Origin of the sequence: Clostridium sp. OF09-36, from assembly GCF_003481985.1 — a bacterium.
Classification (GTDB): domain Bacteria; phylum Bacillota; class Clostridia; order Lachnospirales; family Lachnospiraceae; genus Brotaphodocola.
In genome coordinates, this window is record NZ_QUMD01000013.1 from 84,713 (window position 1) to 101,994 (window position 17,282).

Sequence of the window (17,282 nt, forward strand, 5' to 3'; positions counted from 1 at the left end):
ATCAATCATTTAGCAGAAGAAAAATCAGGCGTGTCTCGCAGACCGGGATGCGCCTTTTCTCTGTTTCATGTACGTTTTGCATGTGTCAGGCAAATCGGCATGAACAGGGCGGGAAGCAATCCGAAACCATTGGGGAAAACAAACTTTTGTCCCCAACATCATAATTTTTAGGAAAAACAGGAGTAAAAACGTGAAAAAGGGAGATATGTTCGAAGCGGTCGTAGAGACCATAGATTTCCCGAACAAGGGAATTTTACATGTAGACGGTGAACGGGTCATTGTCAAGAATGCCATTCCGGGACAGAAGGTGCGGTTTGTCGTAAACAAAAAACGGAAAGGAAAATGCGAGGCACGCCTTCTGGAAGTCCTGGAAAAATCTCCGCTGGAGCGGAGCGAGGGAACCTGTCCGCATTTTGGCATCTGCGGTGGCTGTCTGTACCAGAGTCTTCCCTATGAAGAACAGCTGAAAATCAAAGAAGGCCAGATCAAAGCGCTTTTGGATGAAGTCTGCGATTCCTACGAATTTGAGGGAATCAAGCAAGCCCGGTTTCTGACGGATACCGCAACAAGATGGAATTTTCCTTTGGAGATGAATATAAGGATGGACCGCTGGCACTCGGCATGCACCGCCGCGGCAGCTTCTATGATATTGTAAATACACCGGAGTGCCAGATCGTGCATGAGGATTTCTGCAAGATTCTGACGGCAACCTTGCATTACTTTACAAAAAAGCATATCAGCTACCATAAAAAGATGCAGCATACCGGTTATCTGCGTCATCTGCTGGTGCGCCGTGCAGTGAAGACCGGTGAGATCCTGGTTGCGCTGGTTACCTCCGGACAGACCGAAAACCTTGGCGTGACCGAAGCGCATACGACTTCGGTAAGCGAAAAGGAGCTTCTTGAGGGCTGGCTTTCCTGCCTGCAGGGGCTGCAGCTTGAGGGAACCTTTGCCGGGATCCTTCACATCCGCAACGACAGCCTTGCCGATGTGGTCCAGAGCGATGAGACAACCATTCTTTACGGTCAGGACTTCTTCTACGAAGAGCTTCTGGGCTTAAAATTCCGCATTACCCCGTTTTCCTTCTTCCAGACCAATTCCCTGGGAGCAGAGGTGCTTTATGAGACGGCACGCAGCTACGTGGGTGAGACGAAGGATAAGGTTGTCTTTGACTTATACAGCGGAACCGGAACCATCGCACAGATCATTGCGCCGGTGGCAGAGAAGGTTGTGGGCGTAGAAATCGTGGAGGAAGCCGTAGAGGCAGCGAAAGAGAACGCCGCCGGAAACGGGCTGGACAATTGCGAGTTTATCGCCGGGGATGTGCTGAAGGTGATCGGAGAGTTAAAGGATAAGCCGGATCTGATCATTTTGGATCCGCCGAGAGATGGCATCCACCCGAAGGCACTAGACAAGATCATCGACTTTGGCGTGGACCGCATGGTCTACATTTCCTGTAAGCCGACCAGCTTAACCAGAGACCTGGTGGTGCTGCAGGAGCGTGGCTACAAGCTGGAAAAGGCCTGTGCTGTGGACATGTTCCCGGCAACGGCAAACTGTGAAACAATCGGGCTTCTGACCCGCGTAAAATAAGAATTTGTGGGCTTTCTGGACGACTACGAAAGACCATTTGACTACGATTTGACAACGCTTTTTTGAGATGTTGTCAAAGGCTTGTTGCTTTTTCAAAGATTTCTACACTGCGCTCCGCCATCTTTTCCGTGGCGTGGGTGTAGATCTGTAAAGTGGTGTTGATATCAGCGTGTCCTAGGCGTGTCTGGACATCCTTGATGTCAGCGCCATTTTCTATTAAGAGGGTGGCATGCGTGTGCCGGAGAGAATGATAATCGAGGCCATGTTCAGCTCGTGATGAATCACTCTGGCACAGTACTTAAAGGAGTCCGGGCTGATGAATTCCCCGTTCTCTCGGACGCACAGGAAATCCACGCGCTGCAGCGTGCAGCTGATACCGCGCTCAACCGGAACAATCCGGTATATGGTATTTCCTTTTTCATCTTTCTCCGGCTTCAGATAATGATCGGTATAATATTCACCATAGAGCAGCCGGTTCTTCTTCTGGGTCAGCTGCGCATGTTTCAATGCCTTATAGAGGGCATCTCCAAATTTGATGGTACGGATGGAATTGACTGTTTTCGGTGTTCCAAAGTACCAGGCAGACTTTTCTTCTTTCTTCCCTTTCTGTTCCAGCACTTTTCGGACATCCACTCCATAATTCCGTTTCACGACCGTCTTTTTTACGGATAAGGTGCGGCTTTCCACGTTGATATCATCCCAGCACAGTGCAAAGGCTTCGCTAAGACGCAGGCCGGTATAATAGCCAATCATGAGCGGCAGATAGAAATTGCTGTCTTCCGGAAAGCGCTCCAGAATCTTTTTGAACTCTTCCGGGCGGATCACATAGCGCTGTTTTGGCTGTTTTTCAAATTTTGGCAGTTTTATCCTGGCACAGGGGTTCTCCCTGACATACTGCAGCGGTTCTATAGCATACTCGTAAGCGGCTGATAATACTCGCAAGATTCCCAGGACAGAAGATTTTGCAAGGCCGTCGATTTTTAACTGGTTCACATATTCTTGTATGACAGCGGTGGTCAGTGATTTCAGCCGGTACTGTCCGAAGTGCGGCTTTAACCGGTTCTCCATAATGTAGAGATAACCAAGCTGCGTATTGTATTTTAAATTCGTTTTGCAATAATTATCAAACCAGTAATCCAGATAGTCGGACACGCTGAGTTCAGATGGTGTGAATGATTGGCCGGAAGAGTTGTATTCATTCATTGCTGTAGTGCCGGCCGTCAGAGCCTCAGCCTTGGTACGGAATCCGCCTTTTGAGATAGATTTTCGTTTCCCGTTCACCGGCGCAGCTTCAAAGCTGTATTGCCATGTAGATCCACGTTTCCTTGTTCTTAATTGTCCCATATATCATTCTCCTTTCGCGTGGGTGTTGCGATGTCGCAACACCTAAAAATGAGTACAAAAATAGCACCCCTTGCCAGAGTGCTCTGAGAATGATATAATTCAAGTGTTGGGATTGAAAATATCTTTCTGGAGCAATCTGGTAAGAGCAATCTATGTAAAGCCGTTCGGTATTGGCGTACCGGGCGGTTTTGCATTTTATAATGGTTAATGCTTCCAGGTCGCATGTCTTGCGTGAAGTAATCCGTTCTTAAATGTAATTCGAATATTGGAATCAAGATCCTCAGCATACCACTTCACTTGCAAATAATCATAGGTTTGATTGCCGATTTGCCGACGTTCAGCGTTACTTACTTCGTGCTCTTTTCCGAGAATAGAAATAACTTGCTCGTAGCTCATACCGTCTTGCAATTGATTATACAAATCTTCAGTAGCGTATTTCATCCCATCTGTATTCATATCAATATATTCACCATTTGCATTATACGGCGAGCCGTCATTTGCGCGCCCAGCCCATGAAGGCAAATAACCTTTTCTATTGCTACCTTCATTAAACCAGTACCATTTTTCATCAATGTTGACCCATTCGTTGCTGGCATAAGCACCATTATCTTTTAAATAACAGCGATTATCGTCGGTCCATTCACCTGCAAAAGCCGTGATGGACATAGATGCGGTAACAAGAAAAACGAAGGATAATAATTTAATTTTTCGCATATCAATTCTCCTTTTCTTTTGATTTTATTAAAATTTTTCTATAACAACCAAGGCTGGATCAAAGATGATGGTGTAGCCACCAAAATTCACATGTGATCCGTATTTCTCGCGGTAACATTCCAGTGCTTCTTTTAAAAATTCTTCCGATACTTCCAGACATTCGGCAAGCTCATGGCGATTCCGGCAGTGTGCCTGGTAGCCTTTGACGAGTCCAGCCAGTCCGATTCGCTTGTCGTAAGCCCACCATCTGGCAATTCGTTCCTGCTTCCGATCAGATACGGAAGCCTGTTCGACAATCCGTCCAACAGTGGTGTAGTAGTGACCGAGTTCTTCTGCCAGAACATCGGCTTTCTTCCGGAGCGTTGGGATATTCTGCCGGATGGCAATTCTGCGGCCTTTTATTCGACCATCGCTTAACGGCAGCGGTTTTTCTTTTACAATAAGACCAGCTTCATCCGCTTCTTTGAGTAAATCATCGTAACTCACGCAATCACCTCACTTAAAAGTTTGGATCATCCATTATATCGTCTTCCTCTTTGCGGGAAGCTTCTGTCCGGTCGGAGTCGGAAATATCGGTGCGATCGTGAGCGGCATCAGGTATCAGGTGCAGCTGTTCTTCTTCCATCTGCTGTATCTTTAGAAGATTATCGGAGTAATCAACCACTTTTTTCTTATTGATATCAGAAAGCTGCGAAAAGCTTTTCTTTAAATGGAACGAAATCACATTATCTGAAAAATTGGAAAAGGCTTCTTCGCAATCTTTGATTGCTTTTGGCAATCCCTTATTCAATGCAGCAACTTCCTCTTGTGACAGAGTAGTGCCAGACTGCAGTTTGGATAACGCTCTATTCCAGGGAGTATCATCTGGAGCTGAATCAAATTGAAGAGATGGTTGAGTCATCGGTACATCGTAACCCATTAACCATGTTTCAGATACATTTAATGCCTGAGAAAGAGCAGTTAACTTTTCTTGTCCAGGTAAAACTTTTCCAGATACATACTGAGACAAATCATTTCGTCCCATTTTTATCCCTAAATTTTTGCAGTAAGGTTCTGCCTTTTTTAATATGTCAATTTGTCTGAGATTATAAAGTTGCATTACTTCCTTTAATCGAGCAGATGTTGTAGTTTTCATGCTGTATCTCCTTCTATATTGATATAGTGATGATAACATGTCTTGAACAAAAGTTCAATAGGTAGATTCAAAAAAGTTGAACAAAACTATTGACAATGACGAGAAACATTGATATCATAAAGATGTTCAAACTAATTGAACTGAAAGGCGGTGATATGACTTGGCGTATGATTACAGAAAATTAAAAGGGCGAATAGTTGAAATTTACGGTAAACAGCAGCTTTTTGCTGTGGCAATGGGGTGGTCTGAACGAACTTGTTCTTTAAAATTGAGCAATCGGGTGTTTTGGAAGCAGCCAGAGATAACACGTGCATCCAAATTGCTTAAAATTAAAGAGAATGAAATTCAGCAATATTTTTTTACTGTAGATGTTCAATAATATTGAGCTAATGGAGGTACATACCAATGAATGAGTTAATCAATGTGAATTTCGACACTCAGACAGTGTCGGCAAGAGAACTGCACGAGCAGTTGAAAATCGGAACCAAGTTTACAACATGGTTTGAAAGAATGAAAGAATATGGATTTTCAGAGGGAAATGAGTTTTTCCCAAAAATGGGAGAAACCTCCGAAATCGGCGGTAGACCACAGACAGACTATGAAATCAGCGTAGACATGGCGAAGCAGATCTGTATGATTCAGAGAACTTCGGAAGGCAAAGCTGTTCGTCAGTATCTCATTGATCTGGAAAAGGCATGGAACACGCCGGAGCAGGTATTTGCCAGAGCCTTACGCATGGCAGACCAGACGATCAATAGCTTAAAGGATCGCTGCCAGTTTCTTGGTGGACAGGTTGCGGATCAGCAGAAAGTAATCGAGGAGCTGCAGCCGAAAGCTTCTTATTATGACATGATTCTGCAGTGCAAAGACCTGATTGCAACCACTGTGATTGCCAAGGACTATGGAATGTCAGCAAAGAAATTTAATGCGATTCTTCACGAACTTGGTATTCAGTTCAAACAGGGAGATGTGTGGGTCCTGTATGCGAAGTACCAGGGAAATGGGTATTTAAAAACCAAGACACACAATTTTCCAGATGCCGAAGGGGTCCAGCATTCAAAGGAGCATTCTTACTGGACGCAGAAGGGACGGCTGTTTCTTTACGACTTGTTAAAGCAGAATGATATTTTTCCGTTAATGGAGAAGAATCTGCTGGAATAAAAGAGGAGGCGAGCAGTGTGGTAAGAGCATACGAACCGTTATACACGGTAAAAGAAGCGGCAAAGATACTGCGAGTTAATACATCTGCGGTATACAGACTGCTGAATGAAAAGCAGCTTATCGGGTTGCGCCTCGGATCAATCAAGATCCGCGGTGCTGACCTGGAGAAATTTATCGAACAGTATCCGGCATATGAACCGGGGGAAGGAGGTTGCGATGACGAAGCTTAATTTTATCCAGGCAAAGCACCAGCAGGCGCTCAGCTATGCGGTCGTGCAGAGTGACCCGGCAGAACCGGCGCCGGAGAAGACATTATCGGACCGGCTGGGAGATCTGGCTGTGGATGTGATGGTTGTAGCTGCAGCGTTCTGCGGTGCGACCGGTTTTATGTTCTGGTTGTTTATTATTCTGGCGTTGGCGTGAGGGAGGTGAGGACATGACCAGATTGGAAAAAGCACAGATTATTCTGGACGCGATCGACAAGCACGCACCGACTTGCGTTGACTGGAATCTGGATGATTTATGGCTGGAAGCCATTATGCACGGATTGTCGGAGATCCGGGTAGCAGAATTAAAAGAAACCCCGGAAGCGGCAACTTCCGAGGAATCAAGTAAATAAAAAATGAATTTACAGCCTCATTATAAGCGAGGCGCGGAGGAAAAACAAGATGAAACTTTATGAATTGACTGAACAGTTTTTAGCGTTACAGGATCTGGTTTATGATCCGGAGGTAGATGATCAGGTTCTGCAGGACACGATGGACGGCCTGTGGGGAGAAATTGAGGAGAAGGCAGACGGTTATGCCAAGATCATCAAAGGTATGCAGGGTGATATTGAGGCATTAAAAGCAGAGGAAAACCGCCTGGTAGCCAGAAGAAAGGCTCTGGAGAACCGTCAGCAGGCATTAAAGAGCAATCTGGAAGCCAATATGCGCGAGATAGGCAAGACGAAGTTCAAGACGGCCCTGTTTAGCTTCAATATCCAGAAAAATGGTGGCTTGCAGCCGTTGGTGATTGATGGTCTGCTGGAAGATATCCCAGGCAAGTACCTTGTACCGCAGTCGCCAGTGCCGAACAACGAGGCAATCCGCAAACTGCTGGATGAAAAGCAGGTTGACTGGGCACATCTGGAGCCGCGCGGCGAAAGCCTGCGGATTCGCTGATGGACCGGACGGTAATTGGACCGTACCGGATGCAGCTGCTCATGGAAGTAGCTGCAAAAGCGGTCAAGATCATGACTACGGGTGCATGGCACCTGTCATTTGACGAGATGGATATTATCCTGGATTACATCCGGTGCGGAATCGATGCATATAAGCGCAAATATGAGGAGGAAAGAGAAAATGTTCCTGAAAATCAGTGAGTTTAAGAAAGTGATGAAATCCGCTTTGAAGACGGCGGGCGGATTGTATGTCGGAAATGTAAATGATCAGTATCTGGTATATACCGGTTACTGGGGCGTGTGCGTTGAGAAGCTGTATGCGACCAATAAGTTTAAGGCTGCCATCATGGAGTTGATTGGTGACATGCCGGAAGAAGACAGCTGCTATAAGTATTATATCGAGGACAAACAGTTAAAAGCAGAGCTCCGTGTGGATTGCCTGAATCCGTATGAAAAATGGAGAGAGGCAAAGGACTTCGCCTGCAGCGTCCCGCTGGTACTGACAAACAATTATCATGAGCTGTCTGTTTACCAGCGCAACAGTGACAAGGATTATCTGACAGCAGTAAGAGAGTGGACCGATGGCATGCTGTCTCCTGCAGAGCTGGAAGTTGCTGGCGAACGTATGCCGGGCAGACCAAGCGTCTCTCCATTGGGAAGTGTCCTTTATTTTAAGAGCGAAACCATGCTGTACTGGGTTTGTTGCGTGCAGGTTGAAGGAAAAACACGGGAAACTGTCTTTGACCGCATGAAGGATCTGGATTTCTTCGAGGATGACTGGCTGAGCAAAGACAAGAAAGATGACGATTCCGACGAAGAAGAAACACTGCCATATTAAGGAGGACACTATGGGATTACCGGTACTGATCTATGGAAAATCCGGCAGCGGAAAGAGCCGGAGTTTAAAGTTTTTCGATGAAAATGAAATTGTGCTGTTGAATACAGAGCGGAAGGAATTGCCCTTCCGCAAGCGCTTCCGTAAAACCGGGGCGAGTGATGATATCAACCAGATCATTACTACTATCAATAAGAATCCGGAAAAGGTTTATGTGATTGATGATGCTGGTTATATCATGACGCATTTGTTTATGTCACAGCACCGCAACAAAAAGGGCAACGCGTCGTTTGAAATGTATGACGATATCGCGGATGCAATGTATGGACTTGTGAAGCGGATCAAGACGGATGTGACGGATCCGGACAAAATTGTATACATCATGTTCCACGAAGACACGGACGATTTTGGCATTTCCAGACTTAGAACGATCGGCAAGCAGCTTGATCGTAAGGTTTGCTTGGAGGGAATGGTTACAATCTGCATCCGGTGCATGAGCGAAAATGGAAATCATTTCTTTCGTGCGGTTACAGATGGTTCCGATATTACAAAGACCCCGGAGGATATGTTCGAGGCACCAGAAATTGAAAACAACCTGAAACTGGTTGATGATACCATCCGCGATTTTTACGGATGGGAGAAATATAAATCCAAGGAGGACAAGCAGTCATGATTAAGAAACCGGCAGGATACGATGAGGTAGCAGCTTATACAGGAGAGTTCCAGCAGCTGCCGAAGGGAAAATATGTGTGTGTGATTAAGCAGGTGACCACCCAGGAATCCAAGAATGGTAATCTGCAGTTTGTTTTGCTGTACGATATCGCAAAGGGCGAGTACAAGGACTTCTACAAAAAGATGTTTGAGAGTGATAAGGCGCAGAACCCGATGGGAGCGAAGTGGCGCGGAGTCTTCAAACAGAACATGGAGGGCAAGGGCCTTTCCTGGTTTAAGGGTATTATCACATCCATTGAGCGTTCCAATAATTTTACTTTCCAGTGGGACGTGAACGACAACGAGAAGCAGATGGTCGGAAAGGAGTTTGGTGGTATTTTCCGCCGCCGTCAGTACGAGGCAGCCAACGGTAACCGCCCATTTGTAACGGAACTGTTCCAGGTTCGCAGCGTGACAGGTCTGGCCGAGGCAGAGGTGCCGGAGGATGAAGTTTTACAGGATCCGCCTGTAGGCCAGACAACTCCGGTTAACCATGGCACTCCATCTGCTGTAGGGGATGGCTTTGTAGATATTCCGGAGGGAGCAGGCGATGAAGGAATCCCGTTCATGTGATCCGGAGCTTTATAGCAAAGTAAAAGATGCAGTGAGTATGCAGCAGGCCGTAGAATACTGCGGCCTGCATGTTTTAAACGGGAAATGTCTCTGTCCGTTCCATCACGATACCCGGCCATCCATGAAGATATATCCGAATGGGAAAGGGTATTACTGCTTTTCCTGCGGTGCTGGCGGTGATCAGATTAAGTTTGTAGCCGGTTATTTTGGCATTGGCAATTATGAGGCGGCTAAGCAGCTTGCAACAGCGTTCCAGATTCCAATCCAGGAACCGGTGACGTACCGGGAGAAGCGCGAAGCAGATAAACGAAACCGTTTAAAACGCGAATTACGCGATTTTATGTATTATGCAAGGAAATGGCTGGTTGTGTATCGCGGACTGCTCTGTGAGGCAATCAGAGAGCGCAGCGAGCATTTCTATGAGGCACTTGGAAATATTACCTATGTGGAATATCTGATTGACTGTCTGGATCAGTGCCCGGAACAACTATACTCAGACAGGAAGGCGGTGAGTGAAATTGGAAAAGTCGAACGAAGAGTTAGCGACTGGTATATCAAAATTGGAGAAGATGGATCCATTTCCAGATGAAGTATTCTACCGGATTTTTGAGATTGATGACAACGTGGAGCGCCAGAAATACATTGAGGCGCTGCGGAACGCAGCAAAGACCATAAAACGTGCCTTGGAGTTTAACAACCTGTTAAAACAGTTCCAGCTTGATTATATCCAGCGTATGCGCCAGACCGGGAAGAAGACGGCTTTTACCGATCAGCCGCTGGAGCTTAACTGCGCAGAGTGGACTGCAAACGATATGGGCGTGAAAACAGTCCGGTATGACAAAAACATGCAGCAGGTCCCGGTTGTTGCCTGCAGCCATCCGATCATGCCGGTTGAGATCCTGAAGAACGTGGATACATCAGAAGAACGTATCACACTGGCTTATTTTAAATCTGCGTCCTGGCAGCGGATTACAGTTGACCGGTCTGTTTGCGCCAATACCAATAAGATTGTGGACGTGCTGTCACAGTACGGCATCGAAGTGACATCGGACAACGCAAAGAGTCTGGTGCGTTATATCAGTGACTGCGTGGGGTATAATCCGGCGGCACTGGAGCCAAAGAAGTCTATCAACCGCCTTGGATGGGTCGGTGCAGCGTTTACTCCATATGAAAAGGATATCCGCTACGAGGGCGGGATGGATTACGAAGCAATCTTCAAAAATGTGTCCGAGAAGGGCGATTTCGAGTCCTGGAAGGCTCTTTGCAGCGACCTGCGGAAGAATCTGCCATTGCGTATGATGATGGCTGCAAGCTTTGCTTCCGTGCTTCTGGAGCCGCTTAAAGTGCTTCCGTTTGTGCTGCATCTGTGGGGCACGACCGGCACAGGAAAAACAGTGGCGTTGATGGTGGCCATGTCCATTTGGGGCAATCCAAGGATGGGCGGTCTGGTCAAGACCATGAACATGACAAAGAATGCCATCATGCGAAACGCAGCGTTTCTCTGCAGCATTCCGTTTGCAGGTGACGAGCTGCAGACCATAAAAGATAAATGGCAGGGAAATTTCGACCAGCTGATCTACCAGATCACAGAGGGTGTGGACCGTGGCCGTGCGAAGGCATACGGCGGTGTGGAAGATACAAAGACCTGGAAGAACAGTTTTATCTTCACAGGTGAGGAGCCGATCACAAAGGTGAATTCGGGTGGCGGTTCCAAGAACCGTGTCATTGAAATTGCGATTGATGGTCCGCTGGTGGCGGATGGCCATTATGTGAGCAGCATGGTACAGGAGAATTATGGCTTTGCAGGGAAAAAATTCATCGAGTACATACAGGAGACAGAAGCCTGCAAGATCATGGACCGGTACCGGGAAATCTTTGAGACGCTTTGCCAGCTGGATACTACAGATAAACAGGCAATGGCTATGGCCTGCATGCTGCTGGCAGATGAAATTGCAGTAAAGCTCTTTTTTACGGCGGAGCAGCCGCTGCAGATTGTCCAGGTGAAGCAATATCTGCAGAGTACGCGTGATGTAGATATTGCAGAACGCGCGTATCAGCAGGTGTTAAACTGGGCGGCAAAGTACCAGGTCCGTTTTGAAGATCCGAAAGCAGAGAATTCTCTGAATAAAGGCGAGGTCTGGGGGAAGATTGACGACGGGAAACTGATTGTGAACCGAGATGTGCTTTTAAGCTTCTTAGATCAGAATGGATTCGATTATACAGCCGTGAGTCGGAAGTGGGCAGAAAAAGGGTATCTGGTGCGCAATTCGCAAGGGAAAATGGTGCATCAGACGAAGGTATATGGAATCAAATCAAGCTATATCAAATTCAATCTGCCGGAGGATGATGATGCAACGGATAAGGACGGATTCATGCAGGTTGAGAAATATGAGCAGGAAACATTACCTTTCGATTAAAAGGTCTTACCTACTTCTTAAAAGGTAAGACTTGGTAAGACCCTAGAAGCCGCATAAATATTGGCTTTTTTAGTAAGGTCTTACCTGTCTTACCAGTCTTACCTGTTATATAGTCTCGTGACGCGAGGGGGAAAACGTCATTATTTTTTCTCTTATAAAAATATAGACTTATTATCCGGGTTTTTAGGTAAGACAGTAAGACCCTAAGTAAAATAAGGGCTTGCGGGCATTTTCTAGGTAAGATTCTGGAAAGACATTTCTGGAAAATGGTAAGACCGCAGCGATGAGGAGATGAAAACGATGAAAACGAGCAATAAATCAGCCGGTACGAAATTCGAGAGAGAATTTGCCGAACGGCTGGCAGCAGAAGGCTTCTGGGTGCACCGCTTCCAGGATAATAAAAACGGTCAGCCGTGCGATGTGGTTGCGGCAAGAAACGGGGAAGCGTACCTGGTTGATTGCAAGGACTGCCAGAAAGATGTGTTCGAGCTGAGAAGAGTGGAGGAGAACCAGTACAATGCAATGCTGCTTTTCCACATGACAGGAAACAGCCGCGGGATGTTTGCGGTACGCTTCCAGGGAGCCCCGGTTTATCTGGTAGACTTCCAGGTGTTGACGCATTTGAAAAACGAGGTCGGAAAGGGATTCCCAAAAGTGCAATGCCTACATACGGCAGAACACTGGAGAGCTGGCTGGACGAATTGAACGTAACGAGGCAGGTGATAACAATGGTCGTGGAGATTGGGTCTGAAATCCACATCCGGGATGCATCAAAAGAATTAAATGATTGGGCGCAGGAAAACATGATCATTCCTAATCCACAATACCGGGAGCGGGAACGCCGCGGGCTCTGGATTGGAAACACACCGAAATACTTATGGTTGTACCGGATTGATGGCTCTGATCTGATTCTTCCTACGGGAGTGGGAAAACAGGTGCGGCAGTTCCTTTCAGAAAACGACAGGATAAGCGTGCATTTGGCCGATAACGGGCTTTTAAGCTATCAGGGCAACGTTCCCTTGTACGACTATCAAGAAACGGCTGTGGAGGCTATGCGGCACGCTAGCTGCGGAATCCTGCAGAGCCCGTGCGGGTCTGGAAAAACACAAATGGGGATTGCACTGGCGGCAATATTGAGCCGGAAGGTTTTGTGGGTTACTCACACGCAGGATCTCCTGGTGCAATCAAGAGCCAGGGCGGAGCAGTATTTTCCGCCGGAAACCCTTGGCGCGATCACGGCGGGAAAGGTTCAGATCGGCAGTCACATGACCTTTGCAACGGTCCAGACTCTTTGTAAGCTGGATCTGGAGCGGTACCAGAAGACATGGGATGTGATCATAGTGGATGAATGCCATCGGCTGGCCGGATCACCTACGCAGGTAACTATGTTTTACAAGGTCATGAACAGTCTGGCGGCAAGACACAAATATGGGCTGTCAGCAACCGTGCATCGGTCAGACGGCATGATAAAAAGCACATTTGCAGTGCTGGGGCCGGTCATTTACAAAGTGCCGGACGCAGCTGTGGCAGACAAGACCATGAAGGTGCGGATATGCCGGCGAGATACCGGGACAGAGATCAGCCGTGGATGTCTGGATACGGACGGAACACTAAACTATAACGATCTGCTTGCATACCTGGGGGAAAACCAGAAGAGAAATGAGTTGATCGTGAAGGATCTGGTAAACCAGACTGGGCATTCCTGCCTTATCCTGCAAGCAGACTGGAGCAGCTGCGCAACATCCGAAGCCTGCTGCCGGAAGAATTAAAAGCGGTGTCTGCCATGATCGACGGAAGCATGACAAGCAAGCGGGCCAAGGCAGAGCGCGAGGCAGCCATTGAGGAAATGCGGACCGGGGAGAAGAAAATCCTATTTGCTTCGTTCGGTCTGGCGAAAGAAGGGCTGGACATCCCATGCCTGGATCGGTTGTTTCTGGTATCACCGCAGAAAGACTATGCAGTGGTTACGCAGTCAATCGGCCGGATAGCAAGAAAGGCTGAGGGAAAGACAGATGCTGTGTGCTATGACTATGTGGATGCCATCCAGTTCTGTGAAAACCAGTTCAAGCGGCGCAAGACTCATTACAGAAAGGCAGGCTGTATTTTATGACAAGAATCGAGGAGCAGGCGGCGCTTGCAAAAGGTGTGTGGTGCGATTCCTACAATTTTTACTTGAAGTATCATGGACGGCCTTTAGAGCCTGGATTCTGGGAAGCCGCCACGAAAGACTTTGGTGAGATCATGAGAAAATATAAAGGCGCAACGGTTTGCGGCAGGATGATGCTGGCAGCGTTTAGCTGTTGGAGGAGGAAAAGAAATAGTGGAAAGATTAACGCATAAAAGAGCAAATGAAATCAAAAGCGGGTACTGGTCTCCGAATAAAAAAGATGAGTTGGTGCAGCGGCTGGCAGAGTATGAGAATACGGGGATGGAGCCGGAGTGCATGAAAAAGAATGAGTGGATTCCGGTGGCTGAGAAGCTGCCGGAGACAGCAGATTATGTGCTTGTATCATTCAAAAACTTTTCTCTCCCGGCTATTGGCCGGTACGAGGTAAATGATGAGGGTGATGGTGCATGGTATCTGCAAGGTTGCGACGATGGAGACACATGCTGCAGTGCTGGATTATTTGTTAATGCATGGATGCCGCTGCCGGAGGCATACAAGGCAGTAAATTAAGATTGGAGGAGAAAATGGAGTTAAAAGAACTGACAGAATGGTTACTTGATTTATTAGGAATCCAGGATGTTAAAGAAATTCCGGAGGCACTCATGAAAGTCGTCAAAGAAAATAATACATCAAAATATGAAAAATTTTCTGAAAAACTTCCGGACATGAGTACAGACTGGCTTCAAAAGGTGTACCAATATTATCTGGCGGATCGTAAGGAGAAAATGCAGGACTATACGCCCAAAAGCCTAGCAAGATTTGTTAGTCGCTTAGCTGGGGAACAGGATGTGGTAATTGATATGTGTGCAGGAAGCGGAGCGTTGACTATTCAAAAATGGAGTATAATACCGAATCAGAAATTTTGTTTGTATGAGTTTGACGCAAATGTCATTCCGCTTTTATTGTTCAATATGGCGGTGAGAAATATTGAATGCAAGGTATGTCATGCTGATGTGCTGCAAGATGAGATTTATCACACATATATCATTTCACATGGAGACAAATTTGGGGTAGTGAAGGAGATGGGGAGATGAGCACAGCATTAATTTCAAACCCACCGTATAACATGAAATGGAAAATTCCGATTTTTGCACAGATCCAGCCGCGATTTTGTAACTGCGAACTCCCGCCAGAAAACAATGCGAATTTCGCTTTTATATTGACTGCACTGGATATGGTGGATGCAAGAGCTGTTTTTATATTACCATGCAGTGTGTTGCAAGGTGGAGCGAAGCAGGAAAAGGAGATCAGAAAATATTTGGTTGAAAAAAATCTGATAGAGGCAGTTATAACGTGTCCAGATAACATGTTTGAAAGCACAGGAATTGCAGTCTGCATTATCGTTTTCGATAAACATAAGAGCACGACACAAATAGAACTTATCGACATGAGAAATACATATGAAGTAGTGGAACGTGAGCAGAGAGGACAGTACGGAAACGAAAGCCATACCAACAGAGTATATAAGAAAGCGGTGAAGGTGTTTTCGGATGAGCAGATGGAACGTGCCATAAAAGCAATCGAAGAGCATACAACGGAAAAGGATTTTTCCGTCTGCGTCACGTCAGCTGATATAAGTAAACAGGCATATAAACTCTTGCCATCTGCGTATTTTGCGATTGATTTCGAACCTGCTCCACACAGGGAATGCAAGGAAATTACAGAAGACCTAAACCGTGTAATCAAAGAGAAAAACGGTTTAAAGCTGACGATGAACGAGAGTCTTGCAAAGGCAATAGGGTTATATGAGATTTTTAAAATGTTTAAAGAGTCGGAAGAAAACAACAGAGCAATGAAAGAGGTACTGGATATTGTTGGAGAAAAAATTATTCCAGAAAATTTTATTGCAATGTCTAAAAAAGCCGGTGAATTGAAATTCGAAAATGGAAGCAAAGACCATGTATCGACTATTCTCATGTCGATATTGCAGATGTGGAAGCAGCATATCATGTATTTGAACGAAGAAGAAAATAGATATTTGCTTGAGCTGCGAGATGCGTTACTGCCAGATTTAATGAGCGGAAAAATTAAATTAAACTGAAATTTAACTCAATTTAACTCGTTTTAATTCAACTGCGAGTTGAGTTAAAACAAGATTTTAAACAAGACGAGTTGAAATTTGGAGGATGTTAAAATGATGTTAGAAGCAATTGGTAGCGCAGCTATGCTGAAGCAGCTGGCCGAGGAATCTGCGGAGCTTGCGCAGGCAGCATTGAAGGTGGCGAGAATCTTACGGGGCGATAACCCTACACCAGTGACGTTGAAAGAGGCTGAGGAACATCTGGTTGAGGAATATACGGATGTTTATCAGTGTGTGATGGAGCTGGATGTGCCCGTAGATTGGCAACAGATCGAGGAAAAGCGGGAGCGATTTATGAAACGCGTAAGGGAGATGAGGAGTGCCGATGTACAAAAATAATGAGGGCTATCCGGATCCGACCGCAGGCCGTGCAGTCCGAAAGGCAGACAAGCCGCCGGAGGAGGTTATTAACTTCCGGCGGGCGCTGAAACTGATGAGTGTGATCTGCCATGTGCGGATCCTGGGCAAAGTGACCGTGATTGATGAGAGAGGCAGGCGGTGGTAGGTGACTGTAACCAAAAGATATAAAGTTTACCGCAGAGGTAAATTAATCGGCGAGTACACTGCGGTAGATGCAGCAGATATGCTTAAATGTACGCCTGGGACCGTCCGCTGCTACGCCAGCAGAGGCATTAAGCTTTATGGCGAGTATACGTATGAGGTGGTTGTAACGGAGCCGCTCAGCAAGGCAGCCAAACTATGGTCCAAATGTGATGAGTGGTCAAAGGAGTGGGAACGGACGCGGCAACAGTTATTGAGTAGTGGTGTGGATCTGAGCCGGTATGTGCTGAAACCGGTGCCAGGATGGAGGTGATGCAACGTAATGAGAGCAGATGAATTTTTTTTCCTGGAATGATGATGGGATTGGCATTATTTTTAATGACATTTTATCTAGGGTTCAGCGTGATAAAACGAGGAAAAGTTGAACTGCATGAATATGTTTGGATGTGGGTGTTTTGTCTTTGCTGGACATTGGTGTTTTTCTTAAAAAGATAAGGCGTATTGGAGGAGGTGAATCCATTGGACAAGCAGATATTAAAAGATTACATAGATGCCTGCGCCCAGGTTAAGGAGACCAAGGAGCAGCTGCTGAAGCTTCGAAAGGCAAAGAAGCGCCGGGAGCAGGATGCAGTGAAAGGTTCTTCACATGAGTTTCCTTATACCGCCCAGACCTTTCGCATCGAGGGAATTGCGTATCCGTTGGTACAGGATCCGGGCGAGGAGGAGCGACTGGAAGAGGTACTTCGGGAGCGGTTGCGGAATGCGGAGAAGATTAAGCACGATGTGGAAGCGTGGATGAATACAATCCCGATGCGAATGCAGAGAATCATCCGGTACCGGATATTTGAGGACCTTCCGTGGGGGCAAGTGGCTGTGAGAATGGGCCGTA

Annotated in this window: 30 protein-coding genes; 25 read left to right on the plus strand and 5 right to left on the minus strand. The window is 46.5% G+C overall.

Annotated elements, in window-relative coordinates:
• Positions 1-190: 190 nt before the first annotated feature.
• Together DXA97_RS22215 and rlmD are read left to right on the plus strand one after the other, a co-directional pair.
• Positions 191-655 (plus strand): hypothetical protein, encoded by a 465-nt coding sequence (locus DXA97_RS22215; protein WP_347561578.1) that lies wholly within the window; start codon positions 191-193, stop codon positions 653-655.
• Entirely contained in the window at positions 571-1,593 is a 1,023-nt protein-coding gene (rlmD, locus tag DXA97_RS11735; RefSeq protein ID WP_347561579.1) for a 23S rRNA (uracil(1939)-C(5))-methyltransferase RlmD, read from the plus strand. The genes DXA97_RS22215 and rlmD overlap by 85 nt, the downstream gene beginning before the upstream one ends.
• Before the next feature lie 73 nt (positions 1,594-1,666).
• On the opposite strand, the gene DXA97_RS22220 is transcribed toward rlmD, so the two are convergent.
• The 5 genes from DXA97_RS22220 to DXA97_RS11760 form a co-directional block, all read right to left on the minus strand.
• Positions 1,667-1,888: a tyrosine-type recombinase/integrase gene (locus tag DXA97_RS22220; RefSeq protein ID WP_118720299.1), complete on the minus strand. Its 222-nt coding sequence runs from the start codon at positions 1,886-1,888 to the stop codon at positions 1,667-1,669.
• Positions 1,810-2,937 carry a site-specific integrase gene (locus tag DXA97_RS11745; protein ID WP_118720248.1) on the minus strand — a complete coding sequence of 376 codons (1,128 nt, stop codon included), beginning with the start codon at positions 2,935-2,937 and terminating at the stop codon, positions 1,810-1,812. The genes DXA97_RS22220 and DXA97_RS11745 overlap by 79 nt, the downstream gene beginning before the upstream one ends.
• A 204-nt stretch (positions 2,938-3,141) precedes the next feature.
• The gene (locus DXA97_RS11750) at positions 3,142-3,651 is read right to left on the minus strand and encodes a hypothetical protein (protein WP_118705483.1); all 510 of its coding nucleotides are present in this window, start codon (positions 3,649-3,651) and stop codon (positions 3,142-3,144) included.
• Between the two features lie 27 nt (positions 3,652-3,678).
• Positions 3,679-4,137, minus strand: a complete 459-nt coding sequence (locus DXA97_RS11755) for a hypothetical protein (protein WP_118720250.1) — start codon at positions 4,135-4,137, stop codon at positions 3,679-3,681.
• Positions 4,138-4,150: 13 nt separating this feature from the next.
• On the minus strand, positions 4,151-4,786 hold the full coding sequence (locus DXA97_RS11760) for a hypothetical protein (RefSeq protein WP_118720252.1): 636 nt from the start codon (positions 4,784-4,786) through the stop codon (positions 4,151-4,153).
• A gap of 160 nt (positions 4,787-4,946) precedes the next feature.
• Here DXA97_RS11760 and DXA97_RS11765 point away from each other — a divergent pair, with 160 nt between their 5' ends.
• The 23 genes from DXA97_RS11765 to DXA97_RS11870 form a co-directional block, all read left to right on the plus strand.
• Positions 4,947-5,165 carry a DUF739 family protein gene (locus DXA97_RS11765; protein ID WP_118720254.1) on the plus strand — a complete coding sequence of 73 codons (219 nt, stop codon included), beginning with the start codon at positions 4,947-4,949 and terminating at the stop codon, positions 5,163-5,165.
• Positions 5,166-5,191: 26 nt separating this feature from the next.
• Positions 5,192-5,947 (plus strand): phage antirepressor KilAC domain-containing protein, encoded by a 756-nt coding sequence (locus tag DXA97_RS20200; protein ID WP_182436876.1) that lies wholly within the window; start codon positions 5,192-5,194, stop codon positions 5,945-5,947.
• Between the two features lie 17 nt (positions 5,948-5,964).
• Positions 5,965-6,177: a helix-turn-helix domain-containing protein gene (locus DXA97_RS11775; protein ID WP_118720256.1), complete on the plus strand. Its 213-nt coding sequence runs from the start codon at positions 5,965-5,967 to the stop codon at positions 6,175-6,177.
• Positions 6,164-6,370 carry a hypothetical protein gene (locus tag DXA97_RS11780; RefSeq protein ID WP_118720258.1) on the plus strand — a complete coding sequence of 69 codons (207 nt, stop codon included), beginning with the start codon at positions 6,164-6,166 and terminating at the stop codon, positions 6,368-6,370. Before DXA97_RS11775 ends, DXA97_RS11780 begins: the two co-directional genes overlap by 14 nt.
• 13 nt (positions 6,371-6,383) lie before the next feature.
• A complete protein-coding gene (locus DXA97_RS11785; RefSeq protein WP_118720260.1) occupies positions 6,384-6,566 on the plus strand; it encodes a hypothetical protein in 183 nt (60 codons plus the stop codon).
• Between the two features lie 49 nt (positions 6,567-6,615).
• A complete protein-coding gene (locus DXA97_RS11790; protein WP_118720262.1) occupies positions 6,616-7,110 on the plus strand; it encodes a siphovirus Gp157 family protein in 495 nt (164 codons plus the stop codon).
• Positions 7,110-7,310 carry a hypothetical protein gene (locus DXA97_RS11795; RefSeq protein ID WP_118720264.1) on the plus strand — a complete coding sequence of 67 codons (201 nt, stop codon included), beginning with the start codon at positions 7,110-7,112 and terminating at the stop codon, positions 7,308-7,310. Before DXA97_RS11790 ends, DXA97_RS11795 begins: the two co-directional genes overlap by 1 nt.
• On the plus strand, positions 7,291-7,947 hold the full coding sequence (locus DXA97_RS11800; protein WP_118720266.1) for a hypothetical protein: 657 nt from the start codon (positions 7,291-7,293) through the stop codon (positions 7,945-7,947). The genes DXA97_RS11795 and DXA97_RS11800 overlap by 20 nt, the downstream gene beginning before the upstream one ends.
• Before the next feature lie 10 nt (positions 7,948-7,957).
• Positions 7,958-8,617, plus strand: coding sequence for an AAA family ATPase (locus DXA97_RS11805; RefSeq protein WP_182436877.1), 660 nt, complete (start codon positions 7,958-7,960; stop codon positions 8,615-8,617).
• Positions 8,614-9,228 carry a hypothetical protein gene (locus DXA97_RS11810; protein ID WP_118720270.1) on the plus strand — a complete coding sequence of 205 codons (615 nt, stop codon included), beginning with the start codon at positions 8,614-8,616 and terminating at the stop codon, positions 9,226-9,228. The genes DXA97_RS11805 and DXA97_RS11810 overlap by 4 nt, the downstream gene beginning before the upstream one ends.
• Positions 9,206-9,817, plus strand: a complete 612-nt coding sequence (locus DXA97_RS11815; RefSeq protein ID WP_243107640.1) for a CHC2 zinc finger domain-containing protein — start codon at positions 9,206-9,208, stop codon at positions 9,815-9,817. Before DXA97_RS11810 ends, DXA97_RS11815 begins: the two co-directional genes overlap by 23 nt.
• The gene (locus DXA97_RS11820; protein ID WP_243107641.1) at positions 9,798-11,645 is read left to right on the plus strand and encodes a DUF927 domain-containing protein; all 1,848 of its coding nucleotides are present in this window, start codon (positions 9,798-9,800) and stop codon (positions 11,643-11,645) included. Before DXA97_RS11815 ends, DXA97_RS11820 begins: the two co-directional genes overlap by 20 nt.
• Before the next feature lie 300 nt (positions 11,646-11,945).
• Positions 11,946-12,350: a hypothetical protein gene (locus tag DXA97_RS11825; protein ID WP_118720272.1), complete on the plus strand. Its 405-nt coding sequence runs from the start codon at positions 11,946-11,948 to the stop codon at positions 12,348-12,350.
• A complete protein-coding gene (locus DXA97_RS11830; RefSeq protein ID WP_347561580.1) occupies positions 12,305-13,414 on the plus strand; it encodes a DEAD/DEAH box helicase family protein in 1,110 nt (369 codons plus the stop codon). The genes DXA97_RS11825 and DXA97_RS11830 overlap by 46 nt, the downstream gene beginning before the upstream one ends.
• Before the next feature lie 14 nt (positions 13,415-13,428).
• The gene (locus tag DXA97_RS22225; protein ID WP_347561581.1) at positions 13,429-13,755 is read left to right on the plus strand and encodes a helicase-related protein; all 327 of its coding nucleotides are present in this window, start codon (positions 13,429-13,431) and stop codon (positions 13,753-13,755) included.
• Positions 13,752-13,985, plus strand: a complete 234-nt coding sequence (locus tag DXA97_RS11835) for a hypothetical protein (RefSeq protein ID WP_118720274.1) — start codon at positions 13,752-13,754, stop codon at positions 13,983-13,985. Before DXA97_RS22225 ends, DXA97_RS11835 begins: the two co-directional genes overlap by 4 nt.
• Complete coding sequence (locus tag DXA97_RS11840; RefSeq protein WP_118720276.1) at positions 13,966-14,322, plus strand: DUF551 domain-containing protein; 357 nt, start codon at positions 13,966-13,968, stop codon at positions 14,320-14,322. Before DXA97_RS11835 ends, DXA97_RS11840 begins: the two co-directional genes overlap by 20 nt.
• Positions 14,323-14,336: 14 nt before the next feature.
• The gene (locus DXA97_RS21595) at positions 14,337-14,846 is read left to right on the plus strand and encodes an N-6 DNA methylase (protein ID WP_118720278.1); all 510 of its coding nucleotides are present in this window, start codon (positions 14,337-14,339) and stop codon (positions 14,844-14,846) included.
• Complete coding sequence (locus DXA97_RS11850) at positions 14,843-15,853, plus strand: N-6 DNA methylase (protein ID WP_118720280.1); 1,011 nt, start codon at positions 14,843-14,845, stop codon at positions 15,851-15,853. The genes DXA97_RS21595 and DXA97_RS11850 overlap by 4 nt, the downstream gene beginning before the upstream one ends.
• Positions 15,854-15,946: 93 nt before the next feature.
• Positions 15,947-16,231 (plus strand): hypothetical protein, encoded by a 285-nt coding sequence (locus DXA97_RS11855; RefSeq protein ID WP_118720282.1) that lies wholly within the window; start codon positions 15,947-15,949, stop codon positions 16,229-16,231.
• On the plus strand, positions 16,218-16,397 hold the full coding sequence (locus DXA97_RS11860; RefSeq protein ID WP_118720284.1) for a hypothetical protein: 180 nt from the start codon (positions 16,218-16,220) through the stop codon (positions 16,395-16,397). The genes DXA97_RS11855 and DXA97_RS11860 overlap by 14 nt, the downstream gene beginning before the upstream one ends.
• On the plus strand, positions 16,398-16,706 hold the full coding sequence (locus DXA97_RS11865; protein WP_118720286.1) for a hypothetical protein: 309 nt from the start codon (positions 16,398-16,400) through the stop codon (positions 16,704-16,706).
• Positions 16,707-16,903: 197 nt separating this feature from the next.
• On the plus strand, positions 16,904-17,282 hold a 379-nt coding region (locus DXA97_RS11870; RefSeq protein WP_347561582.1), incomplete at its 3' end, for an RNA polymerase subunit sigma-70.